The organism is Pelagibacterium flavum, assembly GCF_025854335.1.
GTDB classification, from domain to species: Bacteria; Pseudomonadota; Alphaproteobacteria; order Rhizobiales; family Devosiaceae; genus Pelagibacterium; species Pelagibacterium flavum.
In genome coordinates this window covers 3,039,342-3,056,770 of sequence record NZ_CP107716.1, presented here as the reverse complement: position 1 = coordinate 3,056,770, position 17,429 = coordinate 3,039,342, and the positions used below count along the sequence as shown (strand labels likewise).

Here is a 17,429-nt window from a genome sequence, read left to right as displayed (position 1 = left end):
TCAGAATGGTTTTTCTCTTCCCGGTAGGCTTGCGCTCGCCACAAGGCTTTTGCGCATGGCGCTTGGCGGCATGCCATAGGCGGCGCGGAAGTGCTCGTAGAACTGGCTCTGCGATGTGAAGCCGGATTCAAACGCGACATTGGCAATCGAGATGTTTCCGGCGAACAGCAGTGAGCGGGCGCGGATGAGTCGCATGCGGATGACGAACTGCTGCATCGCGATCCCCATGACGCGGGTGAAAAGGTTCAAGGCGTAGTTGGGATGGAGCCCGACGACTTGCGCGATATCGGCGGCGCGCAAAGGCGACGAGAGATTTTCCATGATGTGCCGAACCATGGCCACCACATAGCGCAGGGGGGATGTGGTGCGGGCGCCCGGTGTCGGCTTTTCGATCCAGGGCGGCAAAAGCACATCCCAGCCCACCATGGCCGTGCGCCGGAGCATGTTGGCGATTTCGGATTTCAAGATGTCGACCCGCTCGGCATCGCCGCTGCGGTAATCGGTGTACCAGCGCTGCAGCAGCCCGCTGTCCGCTGCATCGTCAGGCAACGCTATGACGCCTCCCCCCATCATGGTTTCGGTTAGCGCGCCCAGATTGGGCATGTAAAGAAAGACATCGAGCGGCAGGTAGATGTTGCACTGGCGGCCCGCGCCCGAGGGACCTCGGTCAATCTGCACGGTCTGATGGGGGATGCCGGCCCAGAACACGACCATGCGGCCAGCTGGCAGCGTCACCGGGCGACCGTCGAAACGATAATCCATCGATCCTTCGGTCAGCCAGTTGAACTCGATATGGCCGTGCCAATGCTCGGCGCTCATCAGTTGCGGATCAAACCAGCGCATCCCGAAACGTCCGAATGCCCGCGTATGAGCATAAAATTTCCGGTCCGGACGCGGGCCCGGATGTGGTGCATCGGCGCGGCGGTTGTCGGGGGCTGGCTTCACCAATCGACGATCTTTAAAAACCGGAAGAAGTGGTTGGATATCTGAATTGCACCAGTTTCTGCAAGAGCTACCCTTGAGGTCTGAGGTGCAGTAGGAGGCTCGCCTCTCGGGCGTCTTCATTGGTTGGGAGGAGCTGTGCGCAGAAATCTCTTGGCCTTCGGTGGGACCGGCCTTCTGCTGGGCGTTTCGGCCATCGAGCCCACAACACCGCCGCCGGATTTTTCGGGCCGGAGCGGACACACTTTCGTCGGTTTTTCCGACATTTTGAGATATCGCGCGCTCGATCGCTAGGAGAACTTTTCATGGCAAACCCCAAAATCGCCTTTATCGGGGCCGGCTCGACGGTGTTTATGAAAAACATCATCGGCGACATCTTGCAGCGCGAACCGCTCTCGGGGGCGCATATTGCGTTGATGGACATCAATCCCATCCGTCTTGAAGAAAGCGAGATCGTCGTTTCCAAGATTGTCAGGACGCTGGGCGTTCCTGCCACGGTTTCAACCACGCTGGAACGGCGCGAGGCGCTCGACGGTGCGGACTTCGTCGTCGTGGCCTTCCAGATCGGTGGCTATGAGCCCTCCACGGTGATCGACTTCGAAGTTCCCAAGGCATTCGGTCTGCGCCAGACCATCGCCGATACGCTGGGCGTGGGCGGGATCATGCGCGGCGTGCGGACGGTGCCGCACCTCTGGGCGATCTGCGAGGATATGCTGGAGGTCTGCCCTGACGCCATCATGCTCCAATACGTCAATCCAATGGCCATCAACACCTGGGCTATCGCGGAAAAATATCCGCAGATCAAGCAGGTGGGGCTCTGCCACTCGGTACAGGGCACAGCCGATGAACTGGCGCGCGACCTCGACATTCCGATCGAAAGAATTCGCTACCGCGCGGCCGGGATCAACCACATGGCGTTCTACCTCAATTTCGAGGAGCGCATGGAGGATGGATCCTATCGTGATCTCTATCCTGACCTGTTGCGCGGCTATTGGGAGGGGAGATTCCCCAAGCCCAGCAGCTGGAACCCGCGCTGCCCCAACAAGGTGCGCTACGAGATGCTTATCCGGCTGGGCTATTTCGTGACAGAAAGCTCCGAGCACTTCGCCGAATATACCCCCTATTTTATCAAGGAAGGTCGCGAGGACCTTATCGAGAAATTCGGCATCCCCCTTGATGAATACCCCAAGCGCTGCATCGAGCAGATCGAGCGCTGGAAGAGCCAGGCCGAAAAGTACCGCAACGCCGATACCATCGAGGTGAAACCAAGCCACGAATGCGCCTCCGAGATCATCAATTCGGTCTGGACCGGCGCGCCTTCGGTGATCTACGGAAATGTGCGCAACAATGGTGCGATCACCTCGCTGCCCGACGCATGCGCGGCCGAAGTTCCGTGCCTCGTCGATGCTTCGGGCATTCAGCCCACAACCATCGGCGAGCTGCCCCCGCAACTGACCGCGCTGATGCGCACCAACATCAACGTTCAGGAACTGACGGTTCGGGCACTTGTCGAGCAAAAGCGCGAGCATATTTATCACGCCGCCATGATGGACCCCCACACGGCAGCCGAACTTGATCTGGACCAGATATGGAAGCTCGTGGACGCGCTTCTCGAGGCGCATGGCGAGATCTTGCCCGAATGGGCCCGGCTCGAAAAACGGCAGGTCGCATAACAATCCGGCTGGACGGGACGGCATGCCGTCCCCTGCGGCCAGGCACTTGCCGATGCTCCGTGCGGTAGGGCCAAAGCCATACGCAACTGAGCGGTATGCAGAACTACGCCCGCAAAGGATCGGCCCGCTGAGATTGGGGGCTCAAAGATGCGGGCCGATCCAGCCCCCGTAGCGGGGAGGTCCGCCGCAACCGAAGGCCCTCACGTTCTCGTGAGGCAATGTGGCCATGTTGGGGCAACCATTGCCTCTCCGGTCTGCGGCAGACCGATCCGGCCAGTCACTGGAGAGGTTGGGTCTGGCCTTCGAATCTGGCTAGAGTGTGTGCCGGACAAGCGGGTACCGTTGCCCGGTTCGGATGCGCCGAAATGCGCGACAATGTCACCCCCGGAGCGCCCATGCAGTTTCTCAAAGTCGATGATGCAGTCCTCCATTATCAGGTGATCGGCGGCCCGGAAAACGGGCCGGTACTGGTGTTCGCAAACGCGCTTGGTACAGATTTCCGCATCTGGCGCGATGTGATCGTGCGCCTCGTGGGCAAGTTCACGATCCTCACCTATGACAAGCGCGGCCATGGTCTGTCCGAAACGGGCGAAGGTCCTGTGACCATCGCGCGCCACGCAGAAGACCTCGCCGCGATTATGGATCATGCCGGGCTTGGTTCGGCCGTCATATGCGGGCTGTCGGTCGGCGGGCTTATAGCCCAGCAGCTCTATATCGACCGCCGCGATCTCGTATCAGCTCTCATCCTGTGCGATACCGCCGCCAAATTGGGCGATGCGGATAGCTGGAACCAGCGCATCGCCAAAGTCGAGGCCAACGGCATCTCCTCGCTGGCCGATACGGTGATGGCAAACTGGTTCACGGCCCAATTCCGTGCTGACCGCAGCGAAGAGCTTGCCGGTTATCGCACGATGCTCGAACGTCAGTCTCCGAATGGCTATATCGCGACCTGCGCCGCCATCCGCGACGCGGATCTTCGCGAAAAAGCCCGACAGATCGGCGTTCCGGCCATTTGTGTCGTGGGCGATCAGGATGGCTCCACGCCCGTCGAAATGGTCGGCGGTCTGGCCAAAGCCATTCCCGGTTCGAGGTTCGAAGTCATCAAGGGCGCCGGCCACCTCCCATGCGTGGAAACCCCCGAGCGGCTGGCCGATATCATTCTGGTTTTCGTCGGCGGACTTGAGAACCGGGCCACGCTCAACTGAGCAATCCGCGGCCGACGGCGGGATTTTGCCCCGGGCCGTTCCGGCCAGATTTCGATTGCTTTCGATTAATAACCTTGCGCCGTCCGCAACCAATCGTCAGCGGGCGGCTTGTGCGTTTGATCCACGGCATCAGACGGGCATCAAAAGCCCGCAAATCGTCACATTAGCGCCATGCATATCTGGTGCCGTGCGATCATAAAACCCAGAGCGGAGGATGGGTATGGGCGAGTTCGAATATCGCGGATTTCGCGTGAGAACGGTTTTCGATAAAGACTGGAAAATCAGGATGTGGCCGCCCCTTCGGCCCGCGCAGGCAATGGAAAAGATCCGCGCGAGCCGCACGGAAGGGGAGAACGCCTGCCGTCATCGTGCAACGCGGGCCATCGACGCCTTCATGGACAAGCCAGCCGCGCGCACCGGCCGAAACCGGTCGGGGCCGCTTACGGAATGACCAGTGCTCCCCCCGGTACACCAAAGGCCTGGGGATCTTCGTCGGCAAATACGTAGGCGCCGGCCTCGATCTTTGCGATCAGCCCGGCAACCCAATCGTGGTTGCAGTCTGTATTGCTGGTCCAAAAACTCAGAAGAGCCTCCACATGCGGGGGCAGGGCATTCACGCCGCTGAATGACGCCCTGTCATTGGCCTTGCTGACCTCGGATTTATGCTGCGCCAATGTTGCCAGTCGCTTGCCCAGAAGCTCGAGCACAGTGCGTCGTGGCAGGGCGGACATCAGCACCAGCCCGGCGCACAGCATGTCCGGGCGCGGTTGGGGCAATGTGAGAGCCTTTTCCATCATCCGATGGAATTCGGCATCTCCCGCTTCGGTGATCGCGTAGTCGGTTCGCGCCGGAGCAGTATCGGAGGGCGGGACAACGATCTCCTCAAGAAACCCGTCTTTGGCCAGTTGCCGCAATGCGTGATAGATTGAGCCGGTCTTGGTGTTGGCCCACTTGTCGGCATTCCAGGCCATGAGTTCTTGCCCGATAAGATAGCCGTGCGCACGGTTGTGAGCACGGACGAAAGCAAGAACAAGCAATCGTGTGGCCGACATCAAATAACCTCCCCGGCACCGATAAATGTGCCCTTTGCAACGCCCCCGCCCCTTTAACCAGAGTTAATACCTGTTCATGGTGCTGAACAGTGGCTGAATAGTCAAATCAGGGTGTGTTCAAAAGGTTCAGGGTAATTCTCCACAGACAAATTGAACCGCGCATCTCGCGCTTTGGGGATCCTGAAATGTCGCTTTCATCACGTCTTGCTCTGCCCGCCATCGCCGGGGGTCTTTTTCTTCTGGTCGCCTCGGGTATTTTCGCGCCGCCAGTCCAGGCTCGTGGTTATCCCGTCGATACGCTCGCGCTGGTCACCGGCGTCGCCACATGGGATCATCTCAATGTCCGCCGCTGGCCCGCATCTTATTCGCAAAAGGTCGGCCACCTCGCCCCGCTCGTCCACGTCTGGGTCGAACGCTGCATCGAGGTCGAGCACTCCAGCGATTGGTGCCTGGTGGAACGTGACACCACCAAGGGCTGGGTAAACTCAAGATATCTCACTCCCGCAGAAATCTGATCTCGACACGCCGAAGACTCTGACCTCCACCCTTGACTTTCCCCACGGCCTGCGGTCCATCCAGTCCAGCTTTTCGTGGGGATTTTTTATGGCCGCCAATCCTGTCCTGGCGCAATCGGTGCGTGGAAACTGGGTCGAAAACCGTCATCGGGGCGCTATCTGCGTGTCCGATGCCAAAGGCAATATCCTCGCCTCGATCGGCGATGTTGCCGCCGAGGTCTTCCCGCGCTCGGCGATCAAGGCCATGCAGGCCCTGCCGATCTTCGCCACTGGCGCCAATGCGCGCTACGGCCTTGCCGGTCCGGCCATTGCCCTCACATGTGCGTCCCACAACGGCGAGCCCGCCCACACCGGCCTTGCCGCATCAATGCTCGCTGCCATAGACCTCGACGAAGCCGCGCTCGAATGCGGCGCCCATCCGCCCATCGATCCGGCCGCCCGCAAGGCGCTGTTTGCGCAAGGGGGAAAGCCCAGCGCTCTCCACAATGCCTGCTCGGGCAAACATGCCGGCATGCTCGCCGTGGCCCGCGCTCTCGGCGAAGACCCCAGGGGATACTCCACGCTCCAGCACCCGGTCCAGCAGCGTGTCCGGCAGGCGGTCGAAGAGGTGATCGATCATCCTCTTACCGAGGGAAAGTGCGGCACGGACGGCTGCTCGATCCCCACATGGGCCGCTCCCATTCACGCCTTCGCCAAGGGCTTTGCCCGCATGGCCACAGGCGAGGGGTTGAACGAACAAACTGCTGCCGCCGCGCGCGAAATATTTGCCTCTGCCACATCCCACCCCTTCCTGGTCGGTGGCACCGGCTCGTTCGATACAGAGGCCATGGCGGCATTCGATGGCCGGCTGATGCTCAAATTCGGCGCGGACGGCATCTATTGCGGCGCCCTGCCCGAACAGGGGATCGGCTTTGCCCTTAAATGCGACGATGGCAGCGTCCCCGCTGCAACCGCAATGGTCGCCGCCCTTCTGCTCGAAATTTCCCGCCCGACGCCCGAACAGGCAAAAGTTCTCCAGTCCCGCGCCCGCCAGCACCAACGCAACTGGGCGGGCCACGAAATCAGTTACATCGAAGCCACCGAGGCCGCGCGTCTCAAACTCTGAACCAACGCCCGCCGCTCCCCCAATGTCATCCCGGGCGAAGGTCCGGGATCCAGTACCCGCCAGCGCCCGCGACTTTCGCGCCGGGCTGCAACCGCCTACGAAACCCGGTTCCCCTCCACCACGATCTGCGGAAACCGCTCGGCCTCCCCCGCCAGATCGCTCGAGATCACATCCCACCACGCGCTGCCAACCATTTCGTGCTGGCGCGCCCCAATGATCGTGTTTCCCGTAATGCTCGCCGCGCCCGCGCCCTCGGCCACGCTCACCACGATGCCCACATCCACGTCGCGCACCAAGTTGCCGCTGATCGTCACGTCGCGAAGATATGGTCCCCAGCCAGCACTGATGCCGGTCCCCGGCACATTCTCGATCACATTGTCGGAAATGATCGCATCGGCCTCCGCCGCAATCCCATAAGGCGTATCGAGATCGGGGTTGGTTTCGGACCCTTCATAAAGATTGCGCACGATATTACCCGTGCACACCGCCAGCCGCCCGCCATCGTTGAAATTGGTCATCGAGATGCCAGCTGCGGCCCCGTCGATGATGTTGTTGGCGATCACCGAGCCGGTAAACGAAAACTCCGAAAAGATCGCGACTTCACCGCTCGCAAGGCATGTGTTGCCGGTGATGTGGGTGTTGTTAGTGGCGTTGAGCCGCACCGCCGAGAAGGCGCAATCGGAGATATGATTGCCCGAAACGATCACCTCGTCGGCTCGGAAAATGTTGATCCCGTTCCCGTTCTGCCCGTTCCCACCATCGGCCCAGTCGATGCCCGAGATCCGGTTGCCCGAAATGATTGTGCCGTCGGCGCCCGCTTCGCCGCGCCAAACCCTGATGCCCCCATTGCCGCATTCGGCAATGGTGTTGCCCTCGATAGAGACGCCTGCGGCGTCGTAAACGAACAGCCCCGTATAGTCGCTGCCGCTCACCCGGCAATTTTCGACCCGCCCTGATGATTTCATCAGCGTGATGCCGTTGAGCGCCGTATTGGAAACCACGCAATCGCGGATGGTCACGTTCTCGCAATCGGCAAAGTGGACAAGTCCGCCATGCCACACCTCGCCGCCCGCACCGCTGCCGTCGATCGACAGTCCGGCCAGAACGATGTTGGCTTCACCCTCGGCGCCAAGCAAGGGAGCGCTGCCCAGGTGAACCAGCTGGGTCGCCCCCGGCACTCCCGTCAGCATGAACCCGGAGGGCAATCGCAGCCCCCGCGTTGAAAACCGTCCGGCGGGCAAGGCCAGGTGTCCGGTGTCGCGCGCGCCATCGATCGCCGCCTGCAACGTCCCGGTCAGGTCCGTCGCCGCGTCTGGCCACGCCGGCACCATTTGGCCAAAGGCTGCCCGCGCCATAAGCGAGCCCGAAAGCGCCGGGATAAGTGTCGCTGCGATAAATCTGCGCCGGTTGATTTTCATGGTTCACTCCGAATTCCGGCAACTAAAGGCTAAACTTCACTCAACTCCACCCTTTTTACGCGCAATAGTGAATCCTTGCGGTGCGCGCTTGCACCCCGCTATAGATTGGACCCCGCTGTTGAATCGGACCCCGCCCATGCTTGTCGACGACGCCGTTTACCTCGGAACCAGCACCCGGCCCGAATACCTCCACCTCGGTTTCGGCAATCGCCACGGCCTTATCACCGGCGCCACCGGTACGGGGAAAACCGTTACCCTCCAGATACTTGCCGAAGGCTTCTCCCGCGCCGGCGTCCCCGTCTTCTGCGCCGACATCAAGGGCGATGTCGCAGGGCTCTCAAAGCCCGGCGAACCCAAGGATTTCCTGGCTGCCCGCGCTGAAAAGATCGGCTTTTCCGACTACGCCTTCGAAGGCTTTCCCACCATCTTCTGGGACCTCTTCGGTCGTCAGGGCCATCCGGTCCGCACCACTGTTTCCGAGATGGGCCCGCTGCTGCTCTCGCGCATGCTTGACCTCAACGCCACCCAGGAAGGCATCCTCAACGCCACCTTCAAACTGGCCGATGACGAGGGGCTTTTGCTTCTCGATTTCAAGGATTTGCGCTCGCTCCTCAGTCACGTCGCCGAGCGCCGTGCCGAGCTTTCCGCCCATTACGGCAACATCTCCACGGCCTCGGTCGGTGCCATCCAGCGCGCGCTGCTCGTCCTCGAACAGCAGGGCGCCGAGAACTTCTTTGGCGAGCCGGCGCTCAAGATTTCCGACCTCATGCGCACCGATACGCAAGGGCGCGGCTTCATCTCGATCCTTGCCGCCGACGAACTCATGCGCTCGCCCCGGCTCTACGCGATGTTCCTGCTCTGGCTGTTGTCTGAACTTTTCGAGCAACTGCCCGAGGTGGGCAATCCTGACAAGCCCAAACTGGTGTTCTTCTTCGACGAGGCCCATCTGCTGTTCGACGAGGCGCCAAAGGTTCTGCTCGACAAGATCGAGCAGGTCGTAAAACTCGTGCGCTCGAAAGGCGTAGGCGTCTATTTTGTAACGCAAAATCCCGCCGATGTGCCCGAAGGCGTCCTCGCCCAATTGGGCAATCGCATCCAGCACGCCCTGCGCGCCTACACGCCCAAGGAGCAAAAGGCCGTCCGGATCGCAGCCGAGACCTTCCGGCCCAATCCCGATTTTGACACCGCCGAAGTCATCACCCAACTGGGAACCGGCGAGGCGCTGGTTTCTGTTCTCGAAGAAAAGGGCATTCCCTCGATCGTCGGTCGCACCCTGATCCGTCCGCCATCCTCGCGCATGGCGCCGATCACCACCGACGAGCGCGCCACCGTCATCGCCGGAAGCCCGGTTTCCGGGCTCTACGATACCAGCCTTGATCGCGAGTCGGCCTATGAACTGCTCGACGCCCGCGCCGCGCAAGCGCTGCGCGAGGCCGAGATCGCCGCCCGCGAGGCGGAATTGGAAAAGATCGAGCAGGCTCGGACCAAACAGACGGCCCGCCGTTCGACCCGGCAAACGCCGATGGAAGCAGCACTGACCAGCTTTGCCCGCACAGTCGCCCGCCGCGCCGGGGATTCCTTTGTGCGCAGCGTGCTCGGCACGCTCACCAGGGGGCGCTAGACTTATGGCAAAGCTCAGCGCCGTCGCCGTATTTGCTGATACCGGTGTAACCGCCCACCAGGCCCTTTACCGGCAGGCCGGTGCCACCATCGCCCGCAATAGTGCCCATCTGCACTGCATTGCCCGAAACGGCCAATGGCCAAGAACGCTCGTGGAATCTGCTTTGGCCAGCGGTGGCCGCGTCACCGTGGCCACGGGGCCCGTCGCTCGCCGTCTCGACGTGCCGCAGGGCGTTGAAATCATCGCCGAGGAAACCGAAGCCGCCGCAGCAGCCCGCATTGTTCAAGCCGGACAGGCGCTGATCGGCCTGCCGGGCGGCATCGATACCGTCGCTGCCCTCTATTCCGCCTGGGTCGCTGCAGGTGGGGCTCAAAGCGAACGCCCGGTCGGTCTGCTCAATCAGGGCAGGGCCTACGAGGTGGTCAAGGGCTTTGCCGCCGACGTGGCAGGGGTCGGGCGCGGCAATATCGATAGCCTCATCCAGATATCGGAAACTTTCGACGATCTTTGGAACAGGCTTGCGCGACTGACCTAGATCAGTCCGGGCGCTGCTCGCGCATTGCCTTGTGCGCGAGAAACGAGACGATGTTTTCGCCGCGCCGCTCCACGGGGATGACCCGCGTATCGTCCAGCGCAATCCGGTTGCGCCGCTCCGGTCCCACATAACTGGGCTCGGCACTGACATAAGCGCCTGTTCCGTTGCCCAGTCGCGCGGCAATCCGCTCTTCGAGATAAACCGGGCTCATGGGTTTGACGATCACCTCATCGATGCCCGCCTGCACGCATTGCCGCCGCATCTCGCCATCGACGGTCCGACTCAGGGCGATGATCTGTACATGACGTGAGGCGATATCGTCGCTGTTGCGGATCGAGAGCGCCACATCCGCCGCCGTGACCCGCTCAAGGTCGTAATCTGCGACCAGAAGCGCCAGCGGCGCTATGCGCATATAGTCGCCCAGTGCCCTGTGGTCGCAAAATTCGCGCACCCGCCAGCGATGTCCCCTGCGCAATGTGGCGCCTAGAACCGAGGCCAGAGCCGGGCTGTTGGAAAGAACGGCAATGGTGGGAACAGGCAACACGGGCGGCTCGCTCGGCATGGGATATCAATGGTTACCCAAGCCTTAACACGCTCATCGCGCAGCCGGAAGATGCCGGCACCGGTAACCTTAAAGCAAATGGCCCGCCTGTGGACAGACGGGCCATATAGCATTGATCCAACTGGGATAAATTACGAGGCGGCTTCGTGCAGCTCGGCCACGTATTCCCAGTTCACAAGGTTGTCGAACCAGGCTTCGAGATATTTCGGACGCGCATTGCGGTAGTCGATGTAGTAGGAGTGTTCCCACACATCCACGCCCAGCAACGGTGTGCCGCCATGCACCAGCGGGTTTTCCCCGTTGGGAGTCTTGGTCACCGCCAGCTTGCCGTCCTTGAGCGTGAGCCACGCCCAGCCCGAACCGAACTGGCCGGCGCCCGCGGCAAGGAAATCCTCGCGGAACTTGTCAAACCCGCCAAGGTCGGAATCGATAGCCGCCTGCAGCTTGCCGGGCAGGGACTTGCCGCCACCATTGGGCTTCATCCACTTCCAGAAATGGATGTGGTTGAAGTGCTGGCCGGCATTGTTGAACAGCGGCTGGTTCTTGCCAAAGCTTTCCTTGACGATCTCTTCGAGGCTCTTGCCCTCGAGGCCCGAGCCCTCAAGCAGCTTGTTGCCGTTGGTCACATAGGCCTGATGGTGCTTGTCGTGGTGAAACTCAAGCGTTTCAGCCGACATATACGGGCCGAGCGCGTCGTAGGCATAGGGCAGATCGGGAAGTGAAAAGCTCATTGGAGGGCCTCCTTATAGGGTTCTGAAAATCTTTCGCTCGATAAATTGAGCATGAATTTACCAAGCTAATGCTTCTTATATACCGTCGCCATGACACCGGTGCAACGGTTGCGCGGGAAAACTTATGCCAATTGGGCACATTTCAGTGCAAAGGCATAAGTGATCGCCGTCTCCTTGATCCGTTCAAAGCGTCCCGACGCGCCACCATGGCCGGCATCCATGTTGGTGCGCAGGTACAATGCGTTCTCGTCGGTCTTGGTTGCACGCAGTTTGGCGACCCATTTTGCCGGCTCCCAATAGGTGACGCGCGGGTCCGTCAGCCCTGCCAGCACCAGGATTGGCGGATAGGACTTGGCCTCGACATTGTCGTAGGGTGAATAGGCGGCGATCCGCCGGTAATCGTCTTCCGAGGTAATCGGGTTACCCCACTCAGGCCATTCGGGCGGGGTGAGCGGCAGCGTGTCATCCAGCATGGTGTTGAGCACATCCACGAACGGCACGATCGCCATGACACCGGCCCACAATTCGGGCCGCATATTGGCGATGGCGCCCATCAGCATGCCGCCCGCCGACCCGCCTTCGGCCACGATTCGGCCCTTGGACGAATAACCCTTTTCGATCAGCATTTCCGCTGCGGCGATGAAATCGGAAAACGTGTTGGTCTTGTGCGCCGCGCGCCCGTTCTTGTACCAGCGATACCCCTTGTCCATTCCGCCGCGGATATGGGCAATTGCATAGACGAACCCACGGTCGACGAGCGAAAGCACCGAAACCGAAAAGCCCGCCGGGATGGAATGCCCATAGGCACCATATCCGTAGAGCAGGGCAGGGGCGCTGCCGTCCAGCTTGAGGCCCTTGCGGTAAAGCAAAGTGACCGGCACATCCTCGCCGTCCGGTGCCTTGGCAAACAGTCGGCGCGTTTCATAGAGGTCAGGATCGTGCCCCGAGGGCACTTCCTGCTGCTTGCGCAACACCCGCTCGCCGCTCGCAAGATCGAGGTCGAAAATCTGCGCCGGTGTGGTGGGCGAGGAATAGGAAAACCGGATCGTTGCCGTATCGAATTCGTAGCCCGGGATCAGCCCCAGCGAATAGGCTTCCTCGGGAAACGAAATTGTCTGCTCGTGTCCATCGCGCAGGTCGCGCACCACGATCCGCGGCAGGCCGTCCTTGCGCTCGAGCCGGATCAGATGGTTGGCGATCACCTCGACATCGAGGATCAGCCGCCCCGCCTCGTGCGGCACCAGATCGGTCCAGTTGTCCACCCCAGGCGCGTCGACCGGAGCGGTGACGATCTTGAAGTCTTCGGCCTCAGCGTCATTGGTCAGGATGTAAAGCGTGCCGTCCCGTTCCTCGAGAGAATATTCGGTGTTCTCGTGCCGCTTTTCCACGCAGAATGGCGCGCCGCCTTTTTCCGCATCGATCAGCCAGACTTCCGAGGTCTGATGGTCATGGGCGGAAATGGTGAGGTAGCGCCGCGATTGCGTCATCCCCGCACCAACGAAAAAGCCCGCATCCTTTTCTTCGTAAACGATCGCATCATCGGCCTGGCTGGTGCCCAGCACATGCTCGCGCACCCGGAAGGGCCGGTGGTTCTCATCGAGTTCGACATAATAGAACCGCGCTGAATCATTGCCCCAAACAGCGCCGCTGCCGGATTTTTCGATCCGCTCGTCGCGATCCTTGCCCGTATCGAGGTCGCGGATGAAGATCGTGTAGTACTCCGACCCGTTCCGGTCCGCCGCCCAGGCCATCATCGTGTGGCATGGCGAATGTTCGGCGCCCCCAAACCCGAAATAGCCCTCGCCGGCTTCGAGGTTGCAATCAAGCAGCACGCTCTCGTCGCCACCGTCGCGGGGCGTGCGCACGATCAGCGGATACTGATCGCCCTCGCGCGTCCGGGAAGCATAGGCAAACGGTCCGTCAGGCGAGGGGACCGAACTGTCGTCCTCTTTGATCCGCCCGCGGATTTCCGAATAGATCTTCTCGCGCAGCGCCTCGGTCGGCTTCCCGAAGCCCGCTTCGTACCACGCGTTTTCCGCCTCGAGATACTCGCGGATATCGCCGGGCAGGACAGTGGGGTCGGCCATGACCTCGCGCCAATTGTCGGCCCGCAGCCAGTTATAGGGGTCGTTGCGGGTCATCCCGTGCCGCGTGTCCGAATGGGAGCGTTGCGCGGCAACGGGTGGCGCGATGTCGGTCATGGTCTATCCTTGAGAGGCTGGAGCGCTTCCAGAAAAACGAAACGCGGAAGGGCTCGGCAAAAATTTTAAAAGAACGTCGCCACTATTCTTCGGGCTTGAAGTCCAGTGCAAGCCCGTTGGTGCAATAGCGCAGGCCCGTTGGGGCCGGGCCGTCTGGAAAGACGTGCCCGATATGGGCATCGCAATTGGCACAGCGGATTTCTGTGCGCCGCATGAAATGGCTTCTGTCGTCGATTTCCTTGATCGCATCTTCGGAAACCGGCTGGAAAAAGCTCGGCCAGCCCGAACCTGAATCATACTTTGTATCGGAGGTGAAAAGCGGCGCGTCACAACACACGCAGTGATACACGCCCTCGCGTTTTTCCACATTATAGGCATGGGAAAAGGCACGCTCGGTGCCATGTTCGCGTGTTACATGATATTGTTCGGGCGTCAATTTATCGCGCCACTCGCTATTGGATGTCTTCTGCGTATCGTTCATCTTGCGCCACTCCTGACGGTTGTGCACTCAGACTTGTATCAGCCGGTGTCAATGTGGTTATCACAACTGTCCGGGTCAATATTGCGTTCCAATCGACCGGTTTTGGTTGAGCTTGCGGCGGGGATCGGTACTGTTTGCGCCATTGATTCCTTTCGGCTGCGCCCGGCAGTGATTGGATGGTGAAATGAAGTTCGGGGGCTCGCTTGGGACCAGGTCTTGATGTGATTGTCGCGCTGATCGCGGTCGCTCCATTCATAGCGGCCGTATTCGCGCCCTGGATCAAGACTTTTGCCGGGCCATCGGCTGGCTGGATACTGGCCATTGTTCCCGCCGCCATTTTTGCGACTTTTCTCTCTTTCATCGGCCCGATTGCCGATTTTTCTGTCATTCGCGTCGGGCTCGACTGGATTCCGGCGTATGGGATTTCGTTTTCCTTCTTCATCGACGGGCTGAGCCTGATCTTCGGGGTGCTGATTTCGGGCATCGGCACCTTTATCGTCATTTACTCCGGCGGCTATCTGGCCGGTCATCCCCACCAGGGACGGTTCTTTTCCTACATCCTGATGTTCATGGGCTCGATGCTCGGCCTTGTTCTGGCCGACAATATCTTCACCCTGTTCGTCTTCTGGGAGTTGACCTCGATCACCTCCTTCCTCCTGATCGGGTTCGATCACTCCCGCCAGGCCGCGCGGCGTGCCGCCATTCAGGCGCTTGTCGTTACTGGCGGCGGCGGACTTGCGCTCCTGGCCGGCCTCATCGTCTTGGCGCTCATCACCGGAGAAAAATCGCTGACCGGCATGCTTGTCACCGCCGGCACAGCGCAGGAGAGCGGCCTTTATCTCGTCGCCATGCTGCTGGTCGTAACCGGAGCTTTCGCCAAATCAGCTCAGGTTCCGCTGCACTTCTGGCTCCCCAACGCCATGGAAGCGCCAACGCCCGTTTCGGCCTATCTGCACTCGGCCACCATGGTGAAGGCCGGCGTGTATCTTCTGGCCCGCATGACGCCCATTCTGGGCGATACCGAGCCCTGGTTCTGGATTCTGACCCTCTTTGGCGGCGCAACGCTTTTGATGGGCAGCGCTCTGGCCGTTCGACAGACCGATCTCAAGCAGATGCTGGCCTACACCACTCTGGGTTCGCTCGGTCTTCTGGTCATGCTCATCGGGTTCGGTACCAAGGAGGCCATTCTCGGCGCGCTGCTTTACCTTTGCGCTCACTCCCTGTTCAAGGGCGCACTGTTCATGATCGCAGGTACCATCGATCATGGCACCGGCACGCGCGACATTACCCTCCTTGGCGGGCTGCGCGAGGCCATGCCGATCACCTTTATCGCGGCCGTTCTGGCCGGCTTTTCCATGGCAGGTTTCCCCATCGCCATCGGCTTTCTGGCCAAGGAAGAAATGTATCTGGCGCTGACCTCCGGTCTGTGGCCCGACCTCATGTTCCTTGCCGTGCTCATCATCGGCAATGCGCTTATGATGGTTGTCGGGCTCATGATCGCGTTCAAACCCTTCCTGGGCGATCTCCGTCCGACCCCGCACGCCCCCCATGAAGGCCCGCTGAGCCTTTATTCCGGCCCTGTCACTCTGGCCGTCCTCGGCATTTCAGCGGGCCTGTTTACAGACTGGCTCAATCACGCCGTGCTCGATCCGGCGGGCGGGGCGATCTACAATTCCGCCGTCGATGCCCATATCCATCTCGCCTTCGATCTCACCAACCCCGCCGTCTGGGCGTCCATCGCCACATGGGCGCTGGGCGGTGTGCTGCTGTGGAAGGCTGATGCGGTTCGCTCCACACTGCGGCGCACCGGCGAGGCCATCGGCTGGACCTTCGATATCGGCTTCGATGCCCTCATGTTCGGCCTTGTGCGGGTCGCCGATCGGGTAACCCGGGTTCTCCATCACGGGCGTTTGGAGTGGTATCTGCTCTTGATGTTCACGGTGCTGGCCATTGCCATTTTTGCGCCCCTGCTGGTTACCGACAGCCTGCCGCCGATGCCGGCCTGGCCAACGCTCAATTTCTATGAGTGGGGTGCCATCGGCATAGCGGCTATAGGGCTTGTAGCCGTCCTTGCCGCCCGAACCCGCCTTACCGCCATCGTCGCTCTGGGCGTTCAGGGCTTTGCGGTCGCCGTCATCTTCATGCTGTTCGGCGCGCCGGATCTGAGCTTCACCCAGTTCATGGTCGAAACCCTGACCGTCATCATCCTGGCTCTCGTCATGACCCGGCTGCACCTTGATGAAGCTGACAGCCGCGACCTCGAAACCGGCTTGCGCGACGGTATGGTTTCCCTGGCGGTCGGCCTTGGCATCACGATATTGTTGCTCGTCGTGCTCCAGACTGATCTTGATCTGTCACTGACCGAGCTGTTCCGGGCGACCAGTACGCCAATTGCCCACGGACGAAACGTCGTCAACGTCATCCTCGTGGACTATCGCGCAATTGATACGCTGGGCGAGATTTCAGTGGTCATGGCCGCCGGCCTGGCGATCCTCGCCCTCATCCGTCTGCGCGCCTCGACCAGCGGGACGCAAGGGGCAAGGGCCGGGCGCGGGCGCAGGATCGGGAGTTCGAAATGAATACCGTTATCTTCAAGACAGCCGCACCGGTGCTGACGGCGCTGATGATCGTCTTTTCCATCTTTGTTTTGCTGCGTGGCCACAACGAACCCGGTGGCGGCTTCATCGGCGGACTGATCGGCGCGTCGGGCATCGCGATTTACGGTATCGCCGCGGGCGTAAGCGCCTGCCGACAGGCGTTGCGCGTCCATCCGATCGCCTTGGCGGGCTTGGGCGTCGTGCTCGCCGCCATGGCCGGTTTCATCTCGCTGGCCGCCGACGTGCCGTTCCTCACCGGCCTGTGGTGGATATTCGAGTTCGAGGGCACTGAAATCGCTCTCTCCACGCCGTTGATTTTCGATATCGGGGTCTATGCGGTCGTCGTGGGCGCTGTGGGCACCATTGCTCTGGCGCTCGAAGGCGAAGAAGGCGAAGAGGGAGACGACTGATGGAAGTTGCGCTCGCAGGATTGATCGGCCTGTTCTTTACCGCCGCCGCCTACCTGCTTTTATCCAAGGCTATCATTCGCATGCTCTTGGGCGTTGCGATCCTGGGCAATGGCGTCAATCTGCTGATCTTCACCATTGGCCGGCTGACGGCCGAGGTGCCGCCCATCGTTCCGGCGGGTGAATATTTCCCGCTCGAAGGGTCGACCAATCCGCTGCCCCAGGCGCTGATCCTGACCGCCATCGTCATTGGATTTGCCCTGTTCTCGTTCCTGCTCGTGCTCGGCTATCGCGCCTATCAGGAACTCGATGCCGACAACACAGACAACATGCGCGTCGCCGAGCCTGAAAATGCGCCTCGGCCTCCCCTGAGTTACTAGGGTC

Annotated in this window: 18 protein-coding genes; 11 read left to right on the top strand and 7 right to left on the bottom strand. The window is 60.9% G+C overall.

The genetic code is table 11. The features are described 5' to 3' along the window. Window positions 1–843: a helix-turn-helix domain-containing protein gene (locus OF122_RS15375; RefSeq protein WP_264225069.1), complete on the bottom strand. Its 843-nt coding sequence runs from the start codon at window positions 841–843 to the stop codon at window positions 1–3. A 237-nt stretch (window positions 844–1,080) separates the two neighbouring features. Between OF122_RS15375 and OF122_RS15370 the strand changes: the two genes are divergently transcribed. The 4 genes from OF122_RS15370 (at window position 1,081) to OF122_RS15355 (ending at window position 4,271) form a co-directional block, all read left to right on the top strand. Then, window positions 1,081–1,236 (top strand): hypothetical protein, encoded by a 156-nt coding sequence (locus OF122_RS15370; RefSeq protein WP_264225068.1) that lies wholly within the window; start codon window positions 1,081–1,083, stop codon window positions 1,234–1,236. Between the two features lie 11 nt (window positions 1,237–1,247). Further along, window positions 1,248–2,615, top strand: coding sequence for an alpha-glucosidase/alpha-galactosidase (melA, locus tag OF122_RS15365; protein WP_264225067.1), 1,368 nt, complete (start codon window positions 1,248–1,250; stop codon window positions 2,613–2,615). A gap of 395 nt (window positions 2,616–3,010) precedes the next feature. After that, on the top strand, window positions 3,011–3,820 hold the full coding sequence (gene pcaD, locus OF122_RS15360; RefSeq protein WP_264227679.1) for a 3-oxoadipate enol-lactonase: 810 nt from the start codon (window positions 3,011–3,013) through the stop codon (window positions 3,818–3,820). A 220-nt stretch (window positions 3,821–4,040) separates the two neighbouring features. Continuing rightward, a complete protein-coding gene (locus tag OF122_RS15355) occupies window positions 4,041–4,271 on the top strand; it encodes a hypothetical protein (RefSeq protein ID WP_264225066.1) in 231 nt (76 codons plus the stop codon). Here OF122_RS15355 and OF122_RS15350 read toward each other — a convergent pair. Further along, the gene (locus OF122_RS15350) at window positions 4,261–4,872 is read right to left on the bottom strand and encodes a PadR family transcriptional regulator (RefSeq protein ID WP_264225065.1); all 612 of its coding nucleotides are present in this window, start codon (window positions 4,870–4,872) and stop codon (window positions 4,261–4,263) included. The two genes, OF122_RS15355 and OF122_RS15350, sit on opposite strands and share 11 nt — an antisense overlap. A 185-nt stretch (window positions 4,873–5,057) precedes the next feature. Here OF122_RS15350 and OF122_RS15345 point away from each other — a divergent pair, with 185 nt between their 5' ends. Then, entirely contained in the window at window positions 5,058–5,387 is a 330-nt protein-coding gene (locus OF122_RS15345) for an SH3 domain-containing protein (protein WP_264225064.1), read from the top strand. An 88-nt stretch (window positions 5,388–5,475) separates the two neighbouring features. Then, complete coding sequence (locus OF122_RS15340) at window positions 5,476–6,492, top strand: asparaginase (RefSeq protein ID WP_264225063.1); 1,017 nt, start codon at window positions 5,476–5,478, stop codon at window positions 6,490–6,492. 95 nt (window positions 6,493–6,587) lie between these two features. Here the strand turns inward: OF122_RS15340 and OF122_RS15335 are convergent, their stop codons facing one another. Beyond that, the gene (locus tag OF122_RS15335; RefSeq protein ID WP_264225062.1) at window positions 6,588–7,910 is read right to left on the bottom strand and encodes a TIGR03808 family TAT-translocated repetitive protein; all 1,323 of its coding nucleotides are present in this window, start codon (window positions 7,908–7,910) and stop codon (window positions 6,588–6,590) included. A gap of 136 nt (window positions 7,911–8,046) precedes the next feature. Between OF122_RS15335 and OF122_RS15330 the strand changes: the two genes are divergently transcribed. Both OF122_RS15330 and OF122_RS15325 read left to right on the top strand, forming a co-directional pair. Further along, window positions 8,047–9,531, top strand: a complete 1,485-nt coding sequence (locus OF122_RS15330; protein ID WP_264225061.1) for a helicase HerA-like C-terminal domain-containing protein — start codon at window positions 8,047–8,049, stop codon at window positions 9,529–9,531. Window positions 9,532–9,535: 4 nt separating this feature from the next. Next, window positions 9,536–10,066: a hypothetical protein gene (locus OF122_RS15325; RefSeq protein ID WP_264225060.1), complete on the top strand. Its 531-nt coding sequence runs from the start codon at window positions 9,536–9,538 to the stop codon at window positions 10,064–10,066. A gap of 1 nt (window position 10,067) precedes the next feature. Here OF122_RS15325 and OF122_RS15320 read toward each other — a convergent pair whose 3' ends face one another. The 4 genes from OF122_RS15320 to msrB all read right to left on the bottom strand — a co-directional run bounded on the left by OF122_RS15320 (window position 10,068) and on the right by msrB (window position 14,041). After that, the gene (locus tag OF122_RS15320) at window positions 10,068–10,610 is read right to left on the bottom strand and encodes a response regulator (RefSeq protein ID WP_264225059.1); all 543 of its coding nucleotides are present in this window, start codon (window positions 10,608–10,610) and stop codon (window positions 10,068–10,070) included. A gap of 149 nt (window positions 10,611–10,759) precedes the next feature. Then, complete coding sequence (locus tag OF122_RS15315; RefSeq protein ID WP_264225058.1) at window positions 10,760–11,359, bottom strand: superoxide dismutase; 600 nt, start codon at window positions 11,357–11,359, stop codon at window positions 10,760–10,762. 122 nt (window positions 11,360–11,481) lie between these two features. Then, entirely contained in the window at window positions 11,482–13,560 is a 2,079-nt protein-coding gene (locus OF122_RS15310; RefSeq protein WP_264225057.1) for a S9 family peptidase, read from the bottom strand. 82 nt (window positions 13,561–13,642) lie between these two features. Further along, the gene (gene msrB / locus OF122_RS15305; protein WP_264225056.1) at window positions 13,643–14,041 is read right to left on the bottom strand and encodes a peptide-methionine (R)-S-oxide reductase MsrB; all 399 of its coding nucleotides are present in this window, start codon (window positions 14,039–14,041) and stop codon (window positions 13,643–13,645) included. A gap of 203 nt (window positions 14,042–14,244) precedes the next feature. Here msrB and OF122_RS15300 point away from each other — a divergent pair, with 203 nt between their 5' ends. Genes OF122_RS15300 through OF122_RS15290 form a run of 3 tightly spaced genes read left to right on the top strand, consistent with a single transcriptional unit; the run spans window position 14,245 to window position 17,425 of the window. Next, a complete protein-coding gene (locus OF122_RS15300; protein ID WP_264225055.1) occupies window positions 14,245–16,620 on the top strand; it encodes a putative monovalent cation/H+ antiporter subunit A in 2,376 nt (791 codons plus the stop codon). Continuing rightward, window positions 16,617–17,048 carry an MnhB domain-containing protein gene (locus OF122_RS15295; RefSeq protein WP_264225054.1) on the top strand — a complete coding sequence of 144 codons (432 nt, stop codon included), beginning with the start codon at window positions 16,617–16,619 and terminating at the stop codon, window positions 17,046–17,048. Before OF122_RS15300 ends, OF122_RS15295 begins: the two co-directional genes overlap by 4 nt. Beyond that, window positions 17,048–17,425 (top strand): Na+/H+ antiporter subunit C, encoded by a 378-nt coding sequence (locus OF122_RS15290; RefSeq protein WP_264225053.1) that lies wholly within the window; start codon window positions 17,048–17,050, stop codon window positions 17,423–17,425. Before OF122_RS15295 ends, OF122_RS15290 begins: the two co-directional genes overlap by 1 nt. The last annotated feature ends 4 nt before the right edge of the window (window positions 17,426–17,429 follow it).

Excerpts from the sequence above, each read along its gene's own strand:
- OF122_RS15375 (WP_264225069.1), bottom strand. The coding sequence starts at position 843 with ATGCGCTGGTTTGATCCGCAACTGATGAGCGCCGAGCATTGGCACGGC.
- OF122_RS15355 (WP_264225066.1), top strand. The coding sequence starts at position 4,041 with ATGGGCGAGTTCGAATATCGCGGATTTCGCGTGAGAACGGTTTTCGAT.
- OF122_RS15340 (WP_264225063.1), top strand. The coding sequence starts at position 5,476 with ATGGCCGCCAATCCTGTCCTGGCGCAATCGGTGCGTGGAAACTGGGTC.
- OF122_RS15325 (WP_264225060.1), top strand. The coding sequence starts at position 9,536 with ATGGCAAAGCTCAGCGCCGTCGCCGTATTTGCTGATACCGGTGTAACC.
- OF122_RS15335 (WP_264225062.1), bottom strand. The coding sequence starts at position 7,910 with ATGAAAATCAACCGGCGCAGATTTATCGCAGCGACACTTATCCCGGCG.
- melA (WP_264225067.1), top strand. The coding sequence starts at position 1,248 with ATGGCAAACCCCAAAATCGCCTTTATCGGGGCCGGCTCGACGGTGTTT.
- OF122_RS15345 (WP_264225064.1), top strand. The coding sequence starts at position 5,058 with ATGTCGCTTTCATCACGTCTTGCTCTGCCCGCCATCGCCGGGGGTCTT.
- OF122_RS15315 (WP_264225058.1), bottom strand. The coding sequence starts at position 11,359 with ATGAGCTTTTCACTTCCCGATCTGCCCTATGCCTACGACGCGCTCGGC.
- pcaD (WP_264227679.1), top strand. The coding sequence starts at position 3,011 with ATGCAGTTTCTCAAAGTCGATGATGCAGTCCTCCATTATCAGGTGATC.
- OF122_RS15310 (WP_264225057.1), bottom strand. The coding sequence starts at position 13,560 with ATGACCGACATCGCGCCACCCGTTGCCGCGCAACGCTCCCATTCGGAC.
- OF122_RS15295 (WP_264225054.1), top strand. The coding sequence starts at position 16,617 with ATGAATACCGTTATCTTCAAGACAGCCGCACCGGTGCTGACGGCGCTG.
- msrB (WP_264225056.1), bottom strand. The coding sequence starts at position 14,041 with ATGAACGATACGCAGAAGACATCCAATAGCGAGTGGCGCGATAAATTG.
- OF122_RS15350 (WP_264225065.1), bottom strand. The coding sequence starts at position 4,872 with ATGTCGGCCACACGATTGCTTGTTCTTGCTTTCGTCCGTGCTCACAAC.
- OF122_RS15330 (WP_264225061.1), top strand. The coding sequence starts at position 8,047 with ATGCTTGTCGACGACGCCGTTTACCTCGGAACCAGCACCCGGCCCGAA.
- OF122_RS15290 (WP_264225053.1), top strand. The coding sequence starts at position 17,048 with ATGGAAGTTGCGCTCGCAGGATTGATCGGCCTGTTCTTTACCGCCGCC.